This window comes from Nocardia sp. NPDC056064, assembly GCF_042266925.1.
In the GTDB taxonomy this organism is placed as follows: domain Bacteria; phylum Actinomycetota; class Actinomycetes; order Mycobacteriales; family Mycobacteriaceae; genus Nocardia.
Genome location: NZ_JBHJWO010000002.1, coordinates 59,744 through 76,337, shown reverse-complemented (window position 1 = coordinate 76,337; position 16,594 = coordinate 59,744). Strand labels below are relative to the sequence as shown.

The window sequence follows — 16,594 nt, the reverse complement described above, 5'->3', positions numbered from 1 at the left end:
ATTATCCCCGGGGGGACAGATCCAGGGCGACCATCTCCTGTTCGATCGCGTTGGCGGCGAAGTGCACGCCGCGGGAACGTAGTTCGTGGACGCGGCACCGTAGTGCCTCGATCCCGCCGGGCTGGGCCGCGATATCGGCCACGCTGAGCGGTCCCCCCGCTCGGTGCACACCGGAGTGCCTGTATGCCACCGTGATACCTCCTGCCTCGCGTTACCGGCCCGGCCGCGGAACCTGGTGGCCGGGCACGATACGCAGGGAAAATGCTATCAGGTATCCCTACTGGTCGCTTGATCAGTGTGGCGTGTCACAAGATCTCGGCGTCGCGGTGGGTGGCGAGATTGTGCAGGTACACCGCCGCGTTGAGCTTGATCCCGTCCTGCTGGGCCTCGTTCAGCTCCCGGCGCACCTTGCCCGGCACGCCCGCCACGAGCGAACCGGGCGGGATCTGGGCACCCTCGGGAATCAGGGCATTGGCCGCGATCAGGCTGCCCGCGCCGATCACCGCGCCGTTGAGCACGGTGGCGCCCATGCCGACGAGCACGTCGTCACCGATGGTGCAGCCGTGCAGTATCGCGTTGTGCCCCACCGAGACTCCGGTGCCGACGGTGAGCGGGAAACCGGGGTCGGCGTGCAGCACGCAGCCGTCCTGGATATTGGTGCGCGCGCCGATGCTGATCTGCTCGAGGTCGCCGCGCAGCACCGCCGAATACCAGACGCCCACCTCGGCGGCCAGGTTCACCCGGCCGATCACGGTCGCGTTCGGCGCGACCCAGGCAGTGTCGTCGATTTCCGGCGTGAATCCGCTCACCTTGATGATCATGAGGACAGTATGACGCCCCGGAATTGGGCCCGATGGGCGGCCGGGCTGGTGCCGAGCGTGCGGTGGAAATGGTGACGCAGGCTCACCGCGCTGCCGAATCCGGTGTCGGTGGCGATCCGGTCGACGGTGTCGTCGGTGGATTCCAGCAGCAGCCGGGCGTGATCGATGCGCTGTTGCAGCAGCCACTGCTGGGGGCTGGTGCCGGTGCGTTCGCGGAAGCGCCGGGTGAAGGTGCGCCGCGACATGTGCGCCCGGCGCGCCCAGCTGTCCAGGTCGACCACGGTGTCGAGATTGCCGCGCGCCCAGACCATCGCGCATTCGATCGGGTCGTCGGTGGCCGCGTCGGGCACCGCGATCGGGATGAACTGGGCCTGTGAGCCGCTGCGGTGCGGGGCGGTGACCAGCGCGCGGGCCAGGTCGGTGGCGGCACGGGCACCGAGATCGCCGCGCACGATGTGCAGGCAGCAGTCCAGCGCGGCCGCCACACCCGCGGAGGTGATCACGTCGCCGAGGTCGGTCCAGAGGGTGTCGGCGCGCACGCGCACCGCGGGGAAGGCCGCGGCCATGGCCTCGGCGGTGGCCCAGTGCGTGCTGAGCTCGCGCCCGTCGGCCAGGCCGGTGGCCGCGATGGCCCACGCGCCCAGGCACAGCCCGACCAGCCGGGCGCCGCCCGCGTACGCGGTGCGCACGGCGTCGAGCAGGGCCGGTGAGGGATCGAGGTCGAGCTGCCAGCCGGGGAAGACCACCAGGTCGGCGGTGGCCACGGTGTCCAGGCCGTCGCGCACGGTGATGTCGAATCCGGCGGCGGTGGTGAGGGTTCCGGGGTGTTCGGCGCAGACGTGGACGTCGTAGGGCCAGTCGGGGTCGTCGATCCCGGTGCCGCGGCGGCCGAGGACCAGGGTGGGTACCGCGAGGTGGAACGGACTGATCCCGTCGAAGGCGACGACCGCGACCTTGTACATGGCCCGATCTTAGCGATGGATGGCCTGCAGGCCACTGTCCGGTGCGGGCTGCGTGGGCGAAAGTTGATCGCATGACCGAGATGCTCACCCGACCCGCCCTCGCGGCCGCCCTGCACATCGGCGGCCCGACCCTGCGCTTCCGCTACGCCGGACTGACCTGGCTCACCGATCCCACCTTCGATGAGCCGGGCGTGTATCCCGGCCCGGTCACCCTGCGCAAGCTCAGCGGTCCCGCGGTGCCGCCCGAGGATCTCGGCGTGATCGATGTGGTGCTGCTGTCGCACGATCAGCACGCCGACAACCTCGATACGGCGGGCCGCGCGCTGCTGCCGCGGATCGAGACCGTGCTGTCGACGCCGGACGCGGCGAGCCGGATCGAGGGCGTGCGCGGGCTCGAGCCCTGGGAGACGGTGCCGGTCGGCGCCGTGGAGGTGACGGCGGTGCCCGCGCTCCACGGGCCGGAAGGGTGTGAACCGGATACCGGGGTGGTCACCGGATTCGTGCTGCGGGCGGCGGGGGAGCCCACGGTCTACGTCTCCGGGGACAACGCGTCGGTGGAGCTGGTGCGCCGGATCGTCGAGCGGGTCGGCCGGATCGACGCGGCGGTCCTCAATATCGGCGCCGCCAATGCGGGCCTGTGGGGTGACACCGACGCGACGCTCAACGCCCGCACGGCCGTGCAGGCCGCCATCGCGCTGGGTGACGCCGTGATCGTGGCCGTGCACGCGGAGGGCTGGGCGCATTTCAGCGAGTCGCTGGACTACCTCGAACGCACCTTCGCCTACGCCGATCGCGCCCATCAGCTCTACATCCCGGTCCGGGGCGAGCTGTTCTCGGTCTGAGGTCGTCGTTGTCCGCTCCCGCGCCGACGTGGATCGGCGCGGGATATCCGTTGTGTGAGAAGAGGTTCGCAGTGCTGAACAGGGAACAGGGCAGGCGCGGGGCAGCTCGGCTGCTGCTGGCCGTGCTCGCGCCGATGCTGGTGCTGGCCGGGTGCTCGTCGGGCGGGGACGGCGACGACGGGTCGGTGTCGAGCACGGTCTCGGCCACGTCGGTCGCGCGCACGACGACACCGACGAGTTCCACTCCCGCCCCGGCCGATCCGGGCGGCGCGGCACCCGGGACATCGTCGGCGACCCCGCCCGCGCCGGGCACCCCGGACACGCAGGCCCCCTCCGAGATCCCACCCGGCTACAACTGCGTGCCGGGACCGGACTGCGGCACGGACACCTGCGGCCACAACGAATGCGGCGTCCCACAGATCCCACCGGGCCACAACTGCGTCCCCGGCCCCGACTGCGGCACCGACACCTGCGGCCACAACGAATGCGGCGTGACCACACCCCCGGCCACCACCACCCCGGCCCCGGCGACCACCACCCCACCACCACCACCGACCCCCACGGTGACCACCTCACCCGCCACCCCGTCGACCACGGCCCCCGCCGCGGACACCACCACCGCGCCCGCTCCACCTCTCCCGGCTTGACCGTGGTTGCTGCTTCCGGTCCACCCGGGCTCGATGTGACTGCCATGCCGACCTCACCGTGCCGGACCGACACGCACCATCGTCGGGCCGGTTCGTCGTCGTCACCGTCCTAGGCTGGGCGGATGACGCGAACTGGCGGGATCGTGGGTGTGCCGAGGGAGGTCAAGCCGCAGGAGTTCCGGGTGGCGCTGACCCCGGCAGGCGCGGCGGAGCTGCGGTCGCACGGGCACGAGGTGCTCGTGCAGGCCGGGGCGGGCGTCGGGTCCGGTTTCGCCGATGACGACTATCTGGCCGCCGGCGCGCGCATCGCGGACACCGCCGCGGGGGTCTGGGGTGAGGCCGATCTGGTGCTGAAGGTGAAAGAGCCCATCGCGCAGGAGTATTCGCTGCTGCGACGCGGGCAGGTGCTGTTCACGTATCTGCATCTGGCGGCGTCGAAGGAGTGCACCGACGCGATCCTCGCCTCGGGCATCACCGCCATCGCCTACGAGACAGTGCGGGCACCGGACGGCTCGCTGCCGCTGCTCGCGCCGATGAGCGAGGTGGCGGGCAAGCTCGCCACCCAGGTGGGCGCCTATCACCTGATGGCGCCGCTGGGTGGCGAGGGCGTGCTGCTCGGCGGCGTGCCCGGCGTCCGGCCCGCCGACGTGGTGGTGCTCGGCGGCGGGGTGGCCGGGACGAACGCGGCGAGCATCGCGGTCGGCATGGGCGCGCGGGTGACCGTGCTCGACACCGACCTGGCTCGCCTGCGGGTGCTCGATGCCCGCTTCGCCGGTCGGGTCGGCACCCTCGCCTCGCACGCGCTCGAGATCGACCGTGCCGTGACCGGCGCGGATCTGGTGATCGGCTCGGTGCTGGTGCCGGGGGCCAAGGCGCCCAAACTCGTCTCCGACGAGCTCGTCGCGCGCATGCGGCCCGGCGCGGTGCTCGTCGACATCGCCGTCGACCAGGGCGGCTGCTTCGCCTCCACCCGCCCCACCACCCACGCCGACCCCACCTTCCCGGTGGCGAACGCGCTGTTCTACTGCGTGGCCAATATGCCCGGCGCGGTCCCGCACACCTCCACCGTCGCCCTGACCAACGCCACCCTGCCCTACGCCCGCCGCATCGCCGACCGGGGCTGGCGCGCCGCCTGCACCGCCGACCCCGGCCTGGCCGCCGGGCTCACCGCCGACGCCGGCCGGCTCCTCTCCGCCGAAGTGGCCGCCGCCCACGGGTATTCGCTGGAGGCGTGAGCCTCTCAGCGTCCGCCGCCCAGATACCAGTCGGGGGCGCCCTCGACCGGCAGGTCGCGCAGCTTGTCGGGATTGCGCACGACATTGATGGCCACGATGTGCCCCCGGTCGACGACGAAGGAGAACACGCCGATATTGCTGCCGTCGAAGACGACCAGCCCGGGCAGTCCGTTGACCAGCACCGCGCGGCCCCAGCCGTCGGTGGCCGAGGGCGCGTGGTACCAGCCCAGCAGCAGCTTGGCGATGAGTTCGGCGCCGCGCACCGGCTGCCGGATGGCGGGCACCTTGCCGCCGCCGTCGGCGGTGAGCACGACCTTCTCGTCGAGCACGCCCAGCAGTGCGCTCAGGTCGCCCGAGCGCCAGGCCAGCGCGAAGGCCGAGACCACCTGTTCCTGTTCGACGGGGGAGGCGGGGAAGCGTGGCGTGCCGTTCTCGACGTGCTTGCGGGCCCGCGAGGCGAGCTGACGCACCGCGGCCGGGGTGCGGCCGACGACCTCGGCGACCTCGGGACCGGTCATCCCGAACACGTCCTGGAGCACGAAGGCGGTGCGCTCGGCGGGGGACAGCGATTCCAGCACCACCAGCAGCGCGGTGGTGACCCGCTCGTCCTGGGAGAGCCGGTCGGCGGGGTCCTCCCAGGTGGTGACCTCCGGTTCGGGCAGCCACTCACCGACGTACTGCTCGCGGCGGGCCCTGGCCGAGCCGAGCTGGTCGAGCGCGAGCCTGCCGGTGACGGTGCTGAGCCAGGCGCGCAGATTGTCGATCTCCCCGGCCCGGCCCGCCTCGTGATGGCGTTGCAGGCGCAGCCACGCGTCCTGCACTACGTCCTCGGCGTCGCTGAGACTGCCCAGCGTGCTGTAGGCGAGGCGGCGTAGGTACGGGCGGTGCTCCTCGAAGCGGCGGGCCAGTTCGGCCTGGTCGAGGGGGTGCGGTGCGTCGGTCATCGTGGTCGCCGTTCGGTCGTGAGGCCCGGTGTGGGTGAGTGTAGGAGTGCCGTCACAGTGAGGACGAACCATCACGGCCGGGTGTGACATTCCCGCGTTCGGGCTACTCTCGCCCGGTGCAGAAGGGGACATCGACGGCGGCCGGGTTGCTGCTGGGATTCACACTCGACCGGGTCTTCGCCGATCCGCGCCGCTGGCATCCGGTAGCCGGATTCGGCACGGCGGCAGCGGCTTTGGAGCAGCGCACCTATCTCGACGCCCGGTGGGCCGGGATCGTGCACGAGGTCGTCGCGGTGGGGTCGGTCGTCGGGTTCGGGGTGCTGGCCGCGCGCGGCGGCACGGTGGCGACGGCGCTGGCGACCTGGACCGCGCTCGGTGGCCGCAGCCTGGCGCGGGCCGGTCACGACATGGCCGACCGGCTCGACGCAGGCGACCTGACCGGCGCCCGCGAACTGCTCCCGTCACTGTGCGGCCGCGACCCTTCGGTCCTCGATGCCGACGGCCTGGCCCGCGCCGCGCTGGAATCCATCGCCGAGAACACCTCCGACGCGACCGTGGCGCCGCTGCTGTGGGGTGGGGTCGCCGGGGTGCCGGGCCTGCTCGGGTACCGGGCGGTGAACACCCTCGACGCCATGATCGGCTACCGCAACGAGCGCTACCGCAAGTTCGGCTGGGCCGCCGCCCGCGTCGACGACGCCGCCAATCTGGCACCGGCCCGCGTCACCGGGGCGCTCACCGCCCTGCTCGCGCCCCTGGTCGGCGGCACCCCCGCGGCGGCTTGGCGGGCGTGGCGCCGCGACGCCGCCAAGCACCCGAGCCCGAACGCCGGGGTGGTCGAGGCGTCGATGGCGGGCGCGCTCGGCATCCGGCTGGGTGGTCGCACGCAGTACCGGCACGGCGCCGAACTCCGCCCGACCCTGGGCGACGGGCCCGCACCGACGACCGCCGACCTGCGCCGCGCGGTGCGGATGTCGGAGGCGGTGCAGGTGGGCGCCCTGGTGGTGTCGATGGTCGTGGCGTTGCGCCGGTGAGACGGTCGTCCGGTCCGGAGACGATGCGGCTCCGACGACGATCCGCGCTCCGTGCTGGGCAGCATGGCCCGACGTCCCGATGCCCACCTGGACAAGGCGGCCGAGCACGAGCGTTCGCCCGGCTCGGTAGCGGATGCGCACGCCTCGACGGAGGCGCCGCGACGGGCGCGGGCCCGTGACAGGTCAGCGGTTGCGGCCGTAGCGGTCGGCGAGCCGTGCTTCGGTGGTCGGCGCCGTGGGCTCAGGCTTCGCGGTGCTCTCGTCGCGATGCGGGGTCGCCGGGGATTCGGCGCGTTCGCGGCGGCGGGCGCGGAGCTCGGCGAAGACGAAGTAGCCGAGGCCGAGCGGGGCCATGATGCCGAAGGCCAGCCATTGCAGGCCGTAGGAGAGGTAGGGGCCCGCGTCGAGCTGGGGGAGCGGGGACGGGGTGAAGGCGCCGGGCTGGCCCTCGTCGAGCTGGAGGTAGCCGCCCTTGTCGGTGCCGGTGGGGACGGGGGTGAGCGCGATGTCGAGGACGGCCGATTCCTGGGTGGTGTCGACCGTGTAGACCTGGCGATACCCGTCCTGCGTGCTCGGTGCCTTGTCGGGGACCACACCCTCCGACGCGCGCACCCGCGCCTCGAGCCGCTGCGGCCCGGCGGGCGGTTCGGCGATCGCGGGCGGACGGGTGCCGTCCACGGCGGCGACCAGGCCGCGGTCGATCAGGACGGTGCGGCCGTCGTCGAGCCGGAACGCCGACAGCACAGCGTACCCGGGCGCGCCGTCGAGGTGGCGCAACCGGACCAGCACGGTCGAATCCGGCACATAGCTGCCGGTCGCGGTCACCTTGCGCCATTCGGTGTGGGTGTCCGGATCGCCGGCGAGCACCTCCGTCACGGCCAGCGGGTCGGCCTGGACGGAATCGGCGATCAGCTGGTTGCGATGCTCGGTGCTGGTGTTCTTGCCCAGCTGCCAGGGCGCCAGCACGGTGAAGCACAGGTAGGCGAACGCGGCCACGATCACCGCGAGAATGAGCCAGCTGGGTCGCAGCAGGAACGTGAGGCGGCGCATCAGTGCGGCGCGTCCGCGGGCGTGCGGGCGTCGAGCGCGGCGCGCACCCAGTCGAGCAGGCCGGGGACCGCGGCCTCGATCTGGTCGCGGACCAGGTCGAATCCGGCCTGGTCGCCGTAGTAGGGGTCGGGCACGTCGGCGCCGTCGGCGTCGGGGTCGAAGCTGCGCAGCAGCCTGCGGCGCTCGCTCGGGACGCCGCGGTGGGCCAGTTCCCGGTCGTGTCCGGTGTCGAGGGCCACGATCAGGTCGGCGTCGCGGTGCTCGTCGCCGAAGGTGGCCGCGATGTGCTCGGTGGCGTAACCGGCCCGGCGCAGGGTCGCCTCGGTCCGCGGGTCGGCCGGATCGCCGACATGCCACGAGCCGGTGCCCGCGCTGGTGACCCGCACGCGATCGGCCAGACCCGCCCGGTACAGATGGGCCGCGAACATGTTCGCGGCCATCGGCGAGCGACAGATGTTCCCGGTACAGACAAACGTCACGTGAATCGCTCCCACGCGACCCATTGTCGCCCGTGCCGCCGGATCGCCGCCACGTAGGGTGTTCAGTTGTGTTCGAGGACTCGGTCGACCCCGCGATGCTGCGCCACCACGGTGACGTCGACGCGCGCCCGGGCATGCTCGACTTCGCGGTGAACGTCCAGGGCCTGGCCCCACCGGCCTGGTTGCGCGAGCGCCTCGCCGCCCGCCTCACCGACCTCGGCCGCTACCCGGGCGCCGACGACGACCGCACCGCCCGCGCCGCCGTGGCCACCCGCCACGCCCGCACCCCCGACGAGGTGCTGCTGCTGGCGGGCGCCGCCGAGGGCTTCGCCCTGCTGCCGCGCCTGCGCCCGCGCCTGGCCGCCGTGATCCACCCGTCCTTCACCGAGCCCGAACTGGCCCTGCGCGAGGCAGGCGTCCCGGTCACCCGCGTGCTCCTGGAACGCCCCTACACCATGGACCCCGCCCTGGTCCCCGACGCGGCCGACCTGGTCGTCGTCGGCAACCCCACCAACCCCACCTCGATCCTGCACCCCGCCGCCACCCTCCACGCCCTGCGCCGCCCCGGCCGCCTGCTCGTCATCGACGAAGCCTTCGCCGACGCGGTGGCCGGCGTGGGTGAACCCGAATCCCTGGCCGGGATCGCCGCGCCGGACGTGCTCGTGCTGCGCAGTCTCACCAAGACGTGGGCGCTGGCCGGATTGCGCTGTGGCTATGCCCTCGGCGCGCCCGAGGTGCTCGCCCGGCTGGCCCACGGCCGTCCGCACTGGCCGCTGGGCACCCTCCAGCTCGAGGCCGTCACCGCGACCGCCGAACCCGCCGCCGTCGCCGAGTCCCGGCGCTACGCGGCGCGCATCGCCACCGACCGCGCCGCCATGATCGAACGCCTGGCCGCCCTCGGCCTCGACGTGCACACCCCCGCCACCGGCCCCTTCCTCCTGCTGCGTGTCCCGGACGGTCCCCTGCTGCGCAAACGCCTCGCCGACCGCTGCATCGCCGTCCGCCGCGCCGACACCTTCCCCGGCCTCGGCCCGGATCACCTGCGGCTGGCGGTCCGCGGACCCGCCGAGGTCGACCGGCTCGTCGCGGCCCTGGGCGAAGCACTGTGGTGAGTCCGCTGCGCCACCCGGTGACGCCGCGTAGCACTCGCATCCTGACCGGCGACCTCCGACCGCGACCGTGGCGCCGTAGTCACGGCGAGGTGCGGACTCCCGGTCGGTGTCCGCGTCGGCGCCGTGGCACACGTAGGACACCGGTCCCGCCTGCTCGCGTGGGCCCGGTCGGTCCCTGTGGCGGGGCACCGGGGACCCTGGACAGGCGGTCGACCATGCTTGGTGCGCACCGGATTCGGGGCGTGCGACCATGACGGCAACTCGGGTGGAGCGAAGGAGACAGTGGTGACCGACCTGGCCGAACTGATCGGGGTGCTCGACGCGGCGTATCCGCCGAAGCTGGCCGAGTCGTGGGATTCCGTCGGACTCGTCTGCGGTGACCCCACCCAGGAGATCACCAAGGTGGTCTTCGCCGTCGACGCCACCGCCGCCGTGGTCGACGAGGCGATCGGCTGGGGCGCACAGGCTCTCGTGGTGCACCATCCGCTGCTGCTGCGCGGGGTCGACACCGTGGCCGCCGACACCCCGAAGGGCGCGCTGCTGCACCGCCTGATCCGTTCCGGCTGCGCCCTGTTCTCCGCGCACACCAACGCCGACTCCGCCGACCCCGGTGTCTCCGACGCGCTCGCGGCCGCCGTGGGCCTCACCGTCACCGGCCCGCTCGACCCCAAACCGCTGGTGCCGGTGGACAAATGGGTCATCCAGGTGCCGCAGACCCACACCGCCTCACTGATGTCGGCCCTGTTCACCGCGGGCGCGGGAGCGATCGGCGACTACCGCGAGGCCGCCTGGTACACCTCCGGCACCGGCCAGTTCCGGCCGGTCGCGGGCGCGAACCCGGCGATCGGCGCGATCGGCACGGTGGAGACCGTCACCGAGGACGCGGTGGAGGTGGTGGCCCCGCCGACCTCGCGCCTCGCCGTGCTGGCCGCCCTGCGCGCCGCGCACCCCTACGAGGAACCGGCCTACCACGTCACCGAACGCGCGCCCCTGCCGTCCTCGCTCGGCATCGGCCGCATCGGCGAACTGCCCGCACCCGAAAGCCTGCGCGCCTTCACCGAGCGCGTCGGCGCGGGCCTGCCCCGCACGGTCTGGGGCGTGCGCGCCGCGGGCGACCCCGATCGCCTCGTCCAGCGTGTGGCCGTCTGCGGCGGCGCGGGCGATTCGTACCTGAACGCCGCGATCCGCGCGGGCGTGGACGCCTACCTCACCTCCGACCTGCGCCACCACCCCGTCGACGAACACCTGCGCCGCGGCGGCCCGGCCATCATCGACGCCGCCCACTGGGCCACCGAGTTCCCCTGGTGCGCCCAGGCCGAACAGTTCGTCCGCGCCGCCCTCCCCACCCTCACCACCCGCGTCTCCACCCTGCGCACCGACCCCTGGACCGTCACCGGCTGACCGGGCGCACCTCTTTTCATCGAGCCTGGTCCAGCTCCGGGCATGCCCTGGCGAACTCCGGGTGTACCCGGAGCGTGACCGCGCTCGCGTCCGGGGCCAGCGACGCGGTGAGATAACGGTCGGTACCGGCGAAGATCGGGCCGTGGAAGTGCGCCATGAGGAAGATGAACAGGAACCCGAGGAAAGCGGTCAACCAGGCGTACACCGACGGGGCGGCGACCAGCAGGCCCAGACCGATGGTCATGGGCGCGAGCGTGCACATCCAGAACGCGATTTCCTTCCTGGTTCGCGCGTCGTTTCGCGTCGAGCACTGCGCGCACTGCGGCCAGCGTGCCTTGATCATCGCCGTCGGTTCGTTGCATTCGGAGACCAGGGACCCGAGAACGTCCTTCTTCACGACTTCCAGCAGCAGGCGCGCGGCTCCTTCCTGGCGATAGGAGCCGGGCTTGCCCCAGAACCGCAGAAACTCGTCCTTCGGGCCGGTCGCCGGGTCGCCGTGTGCGGGACATACCGGCGGCAACGACGCGGCCAGGGTCAGCTGTAGCTGCCGTGCCTCGGCGAGATGGTCGAAGGCGTGCGGTCGCAGCGGCAGGACCAGGTCGGTACTCGGATTCGATGCGGTCACATCAGGTTGGACGCGCGCCGGACCTGATCGGTTCCCTCACACCCCCGGGTCCTTCGGGTCCTGGCATGACCACCCCCCTCGGCGCGGTACGGTTGACCAACCCATCCGTCCACCGTGTTCAGGAGTTCGTGCGCGTTGAATGTCGAACCGTCGGTCCAGTCCAAGCTGTTGCAGCTCGCCGCCGTCGATGCCGAGTTGACGCGGATCGCCCATCGCCGCACCGCGCTGCCCGAACAGCAGGAAGTGGCCCGGCTGGCGGCCGAGCGCACCGGCTACAAGGACGCCGCCGTCGCGGTGGAGATCGGCATCGACGACCTGGATCGCGATATCCGCAAGCTCGAGGGTGAGGTCGACGCCGTGCGCAAGCGGGAGGACCGCGACCGCGGCATGCTCACCGCAGGCACCGTCGCGGCCAAGCAGCTCTCCGAGATCCAGCACGAGCTGGGCAGCCTGGAGCGGCGCCGCTCGGTTCTCGAGGACGAGCTGCTGACCGTGATGGAACAGCGCGAGGCGATGGCCGCCGACCACGATCACGCCGGGGCCCGGCTGAGCAAGGCCGAACAGGACCTGGCCGACGCCGAACGCCTGCGCGACGAGGCGATGGCCGACCTGGCCGTGGCCCAGCAGCGCTGCGAGACCGACCGCGAAGGGCTGATCGGCCTGTTCCCCGGCGAACTGCTCGCCGTCTACGACAAGCAGCGCGCGGCGCACGGTGTGGGCGCGGCCCTGCTGCAGGCCCGCCGCTGCGGCGCCTGCCGGATCGAGATCGACCGTGGCGAGCTGCAGCGCATCGCCAAGGCCGCCCCCGAGGCGGTGCTGCGCTGCCCCGAGTGCAGCGCGATCATGGTGCGCACCAAGGAATCCGGGCTCTGACGTGCCGGTGACCGAGGTGATCGTCGAGGCCGACGGTGGCTCGCGCGGCAATCCCGGCCCGGCGGGCTACGGCGCGGTCGTCTTCGACACCGACCGCGCGCGGGTGCTGGCCGAGCGCAAGGAGTACGTGGGCGTCGCCACCAACAATGTGGCCGAATATCGCGGTCTGCTCGCCGGTTTGGCCGCCGCGGCCGAACTCGGTGCGCGGGTGGTCGCGGTGCGGATGGACTCCAAGCTCGTCGTCGAGCAGATGTCGGGACGCTGGAAGGTCAAGCACGCGTCGATGATCCCGCTCGCCGAACAGGCCCGCGCGCTCGTCGCCGGGTTCGACCGGGTGAGCTTCACCTGGATTCCGCGCGCGCAGAACTCCCACGCCGACCGGCTGGCCAACGAGGCGATGGACGACGGCGCGCTCGTCGGCACGGTCCGCGAGGCCGTGGCGGCGGGACACGCACCGGGCGACCAGGAGCCCGCCGTCACCGATCCCGCGACCGAACAACGGTTCACCGCGACCGAACCCGCGAAAACCACCGCCGCCCAGCCGCTGTCGTCCCCGGGTTGGACCGGCGCCGTCGGGAGGCCCACCCGTCTGCTGCTGCTGCGCCACGGCCAGACCGCGCTCTCGGTGGAACGCCGCTACTCCGGCCGCGGCAACCCGCCGCTGACCGACCTCGGCCGCGAACAGGCCGAACGCGCGGCGAAGATGCTGGCCGCCAAGGGCGATATCGCCGCTGTCGTGAGCTCGCCGCTGCAGCGCGCCCGGTCCACCGCCGACGCCGCGGCCACTGCGCTCGGCCTGCCCGTGCGCGTCCTCGACGGACTCACCGAAACCGATTTCGGCAGTTGGGAAGGACTCACCTTCGCCGAGGCGGCCCAGCGGGACCCGGAGCTGCACAGCGCCTGGCTGGGTGACCCGTCGCTGTCCGCGCCCGGCGGCGAGAGCTTCGACCAGGTGCGTGAGCGCATCGAGGCCGTCCGCCGTGACCTGGTGGCGCTGTATCCGGAGCAGAACGTGGTGGTGGTCAGCCACGTCACCCCGATCAAGACCCTGCTGCAACTGGCGCTGGGCGTCGGCCCGTCGCTGCTGTACCGCCTGCATCTGGACCTGGCCTCGCTGTGCGTGGCCGAGTTCTATCCCGACGGCGGCGCCTCGGTGCGGCTGGTCAACGACACCTCGTACCTGGCCGGTTAGCCGCGCCCACCCCCGCGGGGTACGGTCGGCCCTGGCCTGCGGCCTGCGTAACGATCACGCGCGCGCACCCGAAAGGTTCACGGGCGCGCGGAATGCCGCGGCCATCGAGAAAGGTACTTGATGAGGTTTCTACGGATGGCGGCGTTCGCGGCGGCCATCGCGGGGGCGCTCACCGCATCCGCCGGTGTGGGTAGCGTGTCGGCCGACCCGAGCGTGGTGCTCGGCGCGGCCTCGGGCATCGTCTTCGACAACAACTCCGGCTGCTCGCTGACCACCATCGGGCACGACAACGCGGGCAGGCTGGTCGGCATCACCGCCGGGCACTGCGCCCCGACCGGGGCGAAGGTCGGCGCCGAGCAGGCGCTGCACGCCGGCGTGATCGGCACCGTGGCCTTCTCCGACGACGGCGAATACCTGGATTTCGCGGTGCTGCAACTGGACGCCGCCAAGGTGCTGCCGGTGCGCACGGTCGGCCAGACCACCGTCGCCGGGATCGGCTCCGCGCCCGCCCCCGGCACCACGGTGTGCTCGGACGGCCGGACCAGCGGCCGCAGCTGCGGGGTGGTGTGGGGTGAGCTCGAGGGCACCTCGATCAACCAGTACTGCTCGCAGCCCGGTGATTCCGGCGGCCCGGTCGTGGTCGGCGATCGTCTGGTCGGTATGAACCAGGGCAGGCTCACCGGCCTCGGCCCGATCGATTTCGACGTCCCGTGCACCGGCGGCGCGAACCCGATCCACTCGCCCGCCTACTTCCAGCCCATCCAGGTCATCCTCGATGTGCTCAACCGCGCGGGCGGTGTCGGCGCGGGCTTCCAGCCCATCTGACCGGCGAACCCCACCGGGGGCGCGGCGGCCGAACGAGGCTGCCGCGCCCCCGGTCTCGTTCAGGGGCGCAGGACCGAGACCAGGAAGTCGGTCTGGTCGCGCACGACCTGCTCGAACACGTCGTCGAAGTAGACGTCGAAGTGCCCGACCGGATACTGCTTGACCACCGCGTGCTTGGTGCGCTCGGCGGCCTTGCGGGTGGGGGCGGGCGGGGCGATCGAATCGTGCTCGGCGATCGCGTAGAACACCGGCACCTTCACCGCCTTGGCCCGGCGGCCCGGCGCGTCGAACAGCGTCGAGAACGCCACGCGCGCCGAGACCTTCGGCTCGTAGGTCGCGCTCTCCTCGGCCAGCCTGCCGTAGCCCTCGGGCACGTCCGAGGCGCTCATCAGCGCCGCCGAGCGCTTGCGCCCGGCCAGCCGGATGCCGATCGGCTTGCGCCGGATCGGGCCCACCAGCAGGTCGGTGGCGGCGAGGGTGGCCACCTTGGTCAGGCTGATCGGGCCCTTGGCCATCGACGAGGCCCAGCCGCTGGTGAACGGCACCTGCGCGACCACCGCGGCGATGTAGTCGTCATCCGGTGCCACCGCGAGCACGTGGCCACCGCCGAACGAGGTGCCCCACAACGCGATCCGGGTGGCGTCGAAGCCCCGGATGCTGCGCGCGTAGGCGATCGCGGCCTTCCAGTCCTCGCGCTGGCGGGCGATGTGCAGCAGCTGGCGCGGCGCGCCCTCGCTGGCCCCGAAATGCCGGTAGTCGAACGCCAGCACCCCCATCCCCGCCGCGACGAACCGCCGCGCATACCGATCCAACCCCATTTCGCGGGTTGCCCCCAGCCCGTGTCCCATGATCACCAGCGGGCGCGGCCGGGGCGCACCGTCGGGCAGGTAGAGCCAGGCAGCGCACTGCTGGTCACCCGAGGGGAAACTGACGTCGACACGTTCCATGAGAGCTAACCGTACCGAGTAGGCTGTCACTGCGGACGAGTCGGCCGGGCGACCGCGGCGACGGGAACGGGTACACAGTGCCGCTGCCCGTGGCCGAGGAAAGTCCGGACTCCACAGAGCAGGGCGGTTGTCAACGGCAACCCGGGGCGACCCGCGGGACAGTGCCACAGAAAACAAACCGCCGCGCGCAGGCGCGGTAAGGGTGAAACGGTGCGGTAAGAGCGCACCAGCGCCCCGGGTGACCGGGGCGGCTAGGTAAACCCCGCCCGGAGCAAGGTCGAAGGTCGCACCTCGCGGTGCGGCTGCGCAGGTGTTCGAGGGCTGCTCGCCCGAGCCTGCGGGTGGACCGCTCGAGGCACCCGGCGACGGTGTGTCCAGATGGATGGTCGCCCCCCGGTGCGAACCGGGGACAGGATCCGGCTTACAGGCCGGCTCGTCCGCCCGCACAGTCGAGGCGGCGCCCCCCACCCGGGGAGCGCCGCCTCGTGTGCGCCGGCCTCAGCACATGAACTTGGACATCTCGTAGATCGCCTGCGCCTCTTGGGTGGTCGCGGTGGTGGTGCCGTTGGTCGCGTTCTTCTCGATCCCGGCGACCACGTCGTCCTTGGATTTGCCCGCGGTGATGTCACCACAGGTCTTCGAGAGCAGTCCGCTCAGCGCGGCGTCGTCGCGGCCCTCGGCCAGTTTCGGGAAGGCGTTGCGGTAACTCACCACGAACATGCCCGCCTTGCTCGCGTCGAGCTGGCCGGTGGCGGCGGGGGTGGTGGTCGGCGCGGACTCGGTGGCCGCGGAATCGTCGCCACAGCCGGCCAGCAGCAGGGCGAAGACGGTGGCACTGGCCGCGAGGGCGGCGGTAGTTCTACTCACGAGGCGGGATGCTAATGGCCCGGAAAACGCGCCGCCTCCCGTCGGATGAACGGGAGGCGACAGGTCGAAGATCTGTTAGGCGTCAGCTATGCGGGGTTGATCACCAGCAGCTGGGCCCAGTACGCAGCCTGGTCCGGGCCGAGGATCGGCAACAGGTAATCGAAAAGCAGCGACGACATACGCTCGGAACTCCCCTTTATCGAAGTGGGTGCTGCACGGCCCCGGCGTCTGCCGGGGGTGCCGCCGACACAGTAACAACTGCCGCCGCACGTGTGTCGGGTCGGTGAATATGCGCGGGAACTCGCCGGGAACGTGAGGGAGGTCATAGAGTGTTCGCCGTCGGTCCGGCTCGCCGCCGATCGTGGCGAGTCCAACACATTCGATCGCGGAAGCAGGTCACATTCACATGCGGGTAGTTCGTTCCATTGTCGCCGGTGCACTGATCGCCGGAGCCGCTGCGGTTCTCACCTCGCTGGGCGCGGGCTCGGCGAGCGCGGTCGCGGTGACCCCGCTCTCCGGTGGGGTCCAGGTGGACCTCAGCCCGGCCGATACCGCCTGGGTCCACCAGACCCGGTTCGGCCTGACCGTCGCCGGTCTGCCGCACCCGTCGGCGGCCTCGTTCGGTCAGGCGCTCGACGCCGCGGCTGCGGTGTCCTCGTCGGTGCCCAACGGCCGGGTCACCTTCACCGTGTACGGCCCGTTCGACCAGCTCAACGGCACCATGCTGGCGCTGCAGTAATA

Annotated in this window: 19 protein-coding genes and 1 other RNA gene; 11 read left to right on the top strand and 9 right to left on the bottom strand. The window is 72.1% G+C overall.

Going from position 1 to position 16,594, the window contains the following annotated elements:
• Nucleotide 1 precedes the first annotated feature (1 nt).
• From ACFC06_RS24145 to ACFC06_RS24135, 3 genes are all read right to left on the bottom strand, one after another.
• Nucleotides 2-190 (bottom strand): hypothetical protein, encoded by a 189-nt coding sequence (locus ACFC06_RS24145; RefSeq protein WP_375935972.1) that lies wholly within the window; start codon nucleotides 188-190, stop codon nucleotides 2-4.
• A 115-nt stretch (nucleotides 191-305) separates the two neighbouring features.
• Entirely contained in the window at nucleotides 306-821 is a 516-nt protein-coding gene (locus ACFC06_RS24140; protein ID WP_375935969.1) for a gamma carbonic anhydrase family protein, read from the bottom strand.
• A complete protein-coding gene (locus tag ACFC06_RS24135) occupies nucleotides 818-1,783 on the bottom strand; it encodes a GlxA family transcriptional regulator (RefSeq protein ID WP_375935966.1) in 966 nt (321 codons plus the stop codon). The genes ACFC06_RS24140 and ACFC06_RS24135 overlap by 4 nt, the downstream gene beginning before the upstream one ends.
• A 71-nt stretch (nucleotides 1,784-1,854) precedes the next feature.
• Between ACFC06_RS24135 and ACFC06_RS24130 the strand changes: the two genes are divergently transcribed.
• The 3 genes from ACFC06_RS24130 (at nucleotide 1,855) to ald (ending at nucleotide 4,507) form a co-directional block, all read left to right on the top strand.
• Entirely contained in the window at nucleotides 1,855-2,625 is a 771-nt protein-coding gene (locus tag ACFC06_RS24130; RefSeq protein ID WP_375935963.1) for an MBL fold metallo-hydrolase, read from the top strand.
• Between the two features lie 71 nt (nucleotides 2,626-2,696).
• A complete protein-coding gene (locus ACFC06_RS24125) occupies nucleotides 2,697-3,272 on the top strand; it encodes a hypothetical protein (RefSeq protein WP_375935960.1) in 576 nt (191 codons plus the stop codon).
• 122 nt (nucleotides 3,273-3,394) lie between these two features.
• Nucleotides 3,395-4,507, top strand: coding sequence for an alanine dehydrogenase (gene ald / locus ACFC06_RS24120; RefSeq protein ID WP_375935957.1), 1,113 nt, complete (start codon nucleotides 3,395-3,397; stop codon nucleotides 4,505-4,507).
• Nucleotides 4,508-4,512: 5 nt separating this feature from the next.
• On the opposite strand, the gene sigJ is transcribed toward ald, so the two are convergent.
• Nucleotides 4,513-5,451: an RNA polymerase sigma factor SigJ gene (gene sigJ / locus ACFC06_RS24115; protein ID WP_375935954.1), complete on the bottom strand. Its 939-nt coding sequence runs from the start codon at nucleotides 5,449-5,451 to the stop codon at nucleotides 4,513-4,515.
• A gap of 116 nt (nucleotides 5,452-5,567) precedes the next feature.
• Here sigJ and ACFC06_RS24110 point away from each other — a divergent pair, with 116 nt between their 5' ends.
• The gene (locus ACFC06_RS24110; protein ID WP_375935951.1) at nucleotides 5,568-6,482 is read left to right on the top strand and encodes a cobalamin biosynthesis protein; all 915 of its coding nucleotides are present in this window, start codon (nucleotides 5,568-5,570) and stop codon (nucleotides 6,480-6,482) included.
• 183 nt (nucleotides 6,483-6,665) lie between these two features.
• On the opposite strand, the gene ACFC06_RS24105 is transcribed toward ACFC06_RS24110, so the two are convergent.
• Both ACFC06_RS24105 and ACFC06_RS24100 read right to left on the bottom strand, forming a co-directional pair.
• Nucleotides 6,666-7,532, bottom strand: coding sequence for an SURF1 family protein (locus tag ACFC06_RS24105; RefSeq protein WP_375935948.1), 867 nt, complete (start codon nucleotides 7,530-7,532; stop codon nucleotides 6,666-6,668).
• The gene (locus ACFC06_RS24100) at nucleotides 7,532-8,035 is read right to left on the bottom strand and encodes a low molecular weight protein-tyrosine-phosphatase (protein WP_375935945.1); all 504 of its coding nucleotides are present in this window, start codon (nucleotides 8,033-8,035) and stop codon (nucleotides 7,532-7,534) included. Before ACFC06_RS24100 ends, ACFC06_RS24105 begins: the two co-directional genes overlap by 1 nt.
• 44 nt (nucleotides 8,036-8,079) lie before the next feature.
• Here ACFC06_RS24100 and cobC point away from each other — a divergent pair, with 44 nt between their 5' ends.
• Together cobC and ACFC06_RS24090 are read left to right on the top strand one after the other, a co-directional pair.
• Nucleotides 8,080-9,123, top strand: coding sequence for an Rv2231c family pyridoxal phosphate-dependent protein CobC (cobC, locus tag ACFC06_RS24095; protein ID WP_375935942.1), 1,044 nt, complete (start codon nucleotides 8,080-8,082; stop codon nucleotides 9,121-9,123).
• A 285-nt stretch (nucleotides 9,124-9,408) separates the two neighbouring features.
• Nucleotides 9,409-10,524: a Nif3-like dinuclear metal center hexameric protein gene (locus ACFC06_RS24090; protein WP_375935939.1), complete on the top strand. Its 1,116-nt coding sequence runs from the start codon at nucleotides 9,409-9,411 to the stop codon at nucleotides 10,522-10,524.
• A gap of 16 nt (nucleotides 10,525-10,540) precedes the next feature.
• Here the strand turns inward: ACFC06_RS24090 and ACFC06_RS24085 are convergent, their stop codons facing one another.
• Nucleotides 10,541-11,149: a hypothetical protein gene (locus tag ACFC06_RS24085; protein ID WP_375935937.1), complete on the bottom strand. Its 609-nt coding sequence runs from the start codon at nucleotides 11,147-11,149 to the stop codon at nucleotides 10,541-10,543.
• Between the two features lie 135 nt (nucleotides 11,150-11,284).
• Here ACFC06_RS24085 and ACFC06_RS24080 point away from each other — a divergent pair, with 135 nt between their 5' ends.
• The 3 genes from ACFC06_RS24080 to ACFC06_RS24070 all read left to right on the top strand — a co-directional run bounded on the left by ACFC06_RS24080 (nucleotide 11,285) and on the right by ACFC06_RS24070 (nucleotide 14,039).
• The gene (locus ACFC06_RS24080; RefSeq protein ID WP_375935934.1) at nucleotides 11,285-12,022 is read left to right on the top strand and encodes a zinc ribbon domain-containing protein; all 738 of its coding nucleotides are present in this window, start codon (nucleotides 11,285-11,287) and stop codon (nucleotides 12,020-12,022) included.
• Nucleotides 12,023-12,029: 7 nt separating this feature from the next.
• Nucleotides 12,030-13,214, top strand: coding sequence for a bifunctional RNase H/acid phosphatase (locus ACFC06_RS24075; RefSeq protein ID WP_375937292.1), 1,185 nt, complete (start codon nucleotides 12,030-12,032; stop codon nucleotides 13,212-13,214).
• 135 nt (nucleotides 13,215-13,349) lie between these two features.
• Nucleotides 13,350-14,039, top strand: coding sequence for a S1 family peptidase (locus tag ACFC06_RS24070; RefSeq protein WP_375935931.1), 690 nt, complete (start codon nucleotides 13,350-13,352; stop codon nucleotides 14,037-14,039).
• 59 nt (nucleotides 14,040-14,098) lie between these two features.
• On the opposite strand, the gene ACFC06_RS24065 is transcribed toward ACFC06_RS24070, so the two are convergent.
• Nucleotides 14,099-14,986, bottom strand: a complete 888-nt coding sequence (locus ACFC06_RS24065; protein WP_375935928.1) for an alpha/beta hydrolase — start codon at nucleotides 14,984-14,986, stop codon at nucleotides 14,099-14,101.
• A 36-nt stretch (nucleotides 14,987-15,022) separates the two neighbouring features.
• Between ACFC06_RS24065 and rnpB the strand changes: the two genes are divergently transcribed.
• An RNA gene (gene rnpB / locus ACFC06_RS24060) (RNase P RNA component class A) lies at nucleotides 15,023-15,426 on the top strand.
• Nucleotides 15,427-15,484: 58 nt separating this feature from the next.
• Here the strand turns inward: rnpB and ACFC06_RS24055 are convergent.
• Nucleotides 15,485-15,853 carry a hypothetical protein gene (locus ACFC06_RS24055; RefSeq protein WP_375935925.1) on the bottom strand — a complete coding sequence of 123 codons (369 nt, stop codon included), beginning with the start codon at nucleotides 15,851-15,853 and terminating at the stop codon, nucleotides 15,485-15,487.
• Between the two features lie 406 nt (nucleotides 15,854-16,259).
• Between ACFC06_RS24055 and ACFC06_RS24050 the strand changes: the two genes are divergently transcribed.
• Nucleotides 16,260-16,592 carry a hypothetical protein gene (locus ACFC06_RS24050; RefSeq protein ID WP_375935922.1) on the top strand — a complete coding sequence of 111 codons (333 nt, stop codon included), beginning with the start codon at nucleotides 16,260-16,262 and terminating at the stop codon, nucleotides 16,590-16,592.
• Nucleotides 16,593-16,594: the final 2 nt, after the last annotated feature.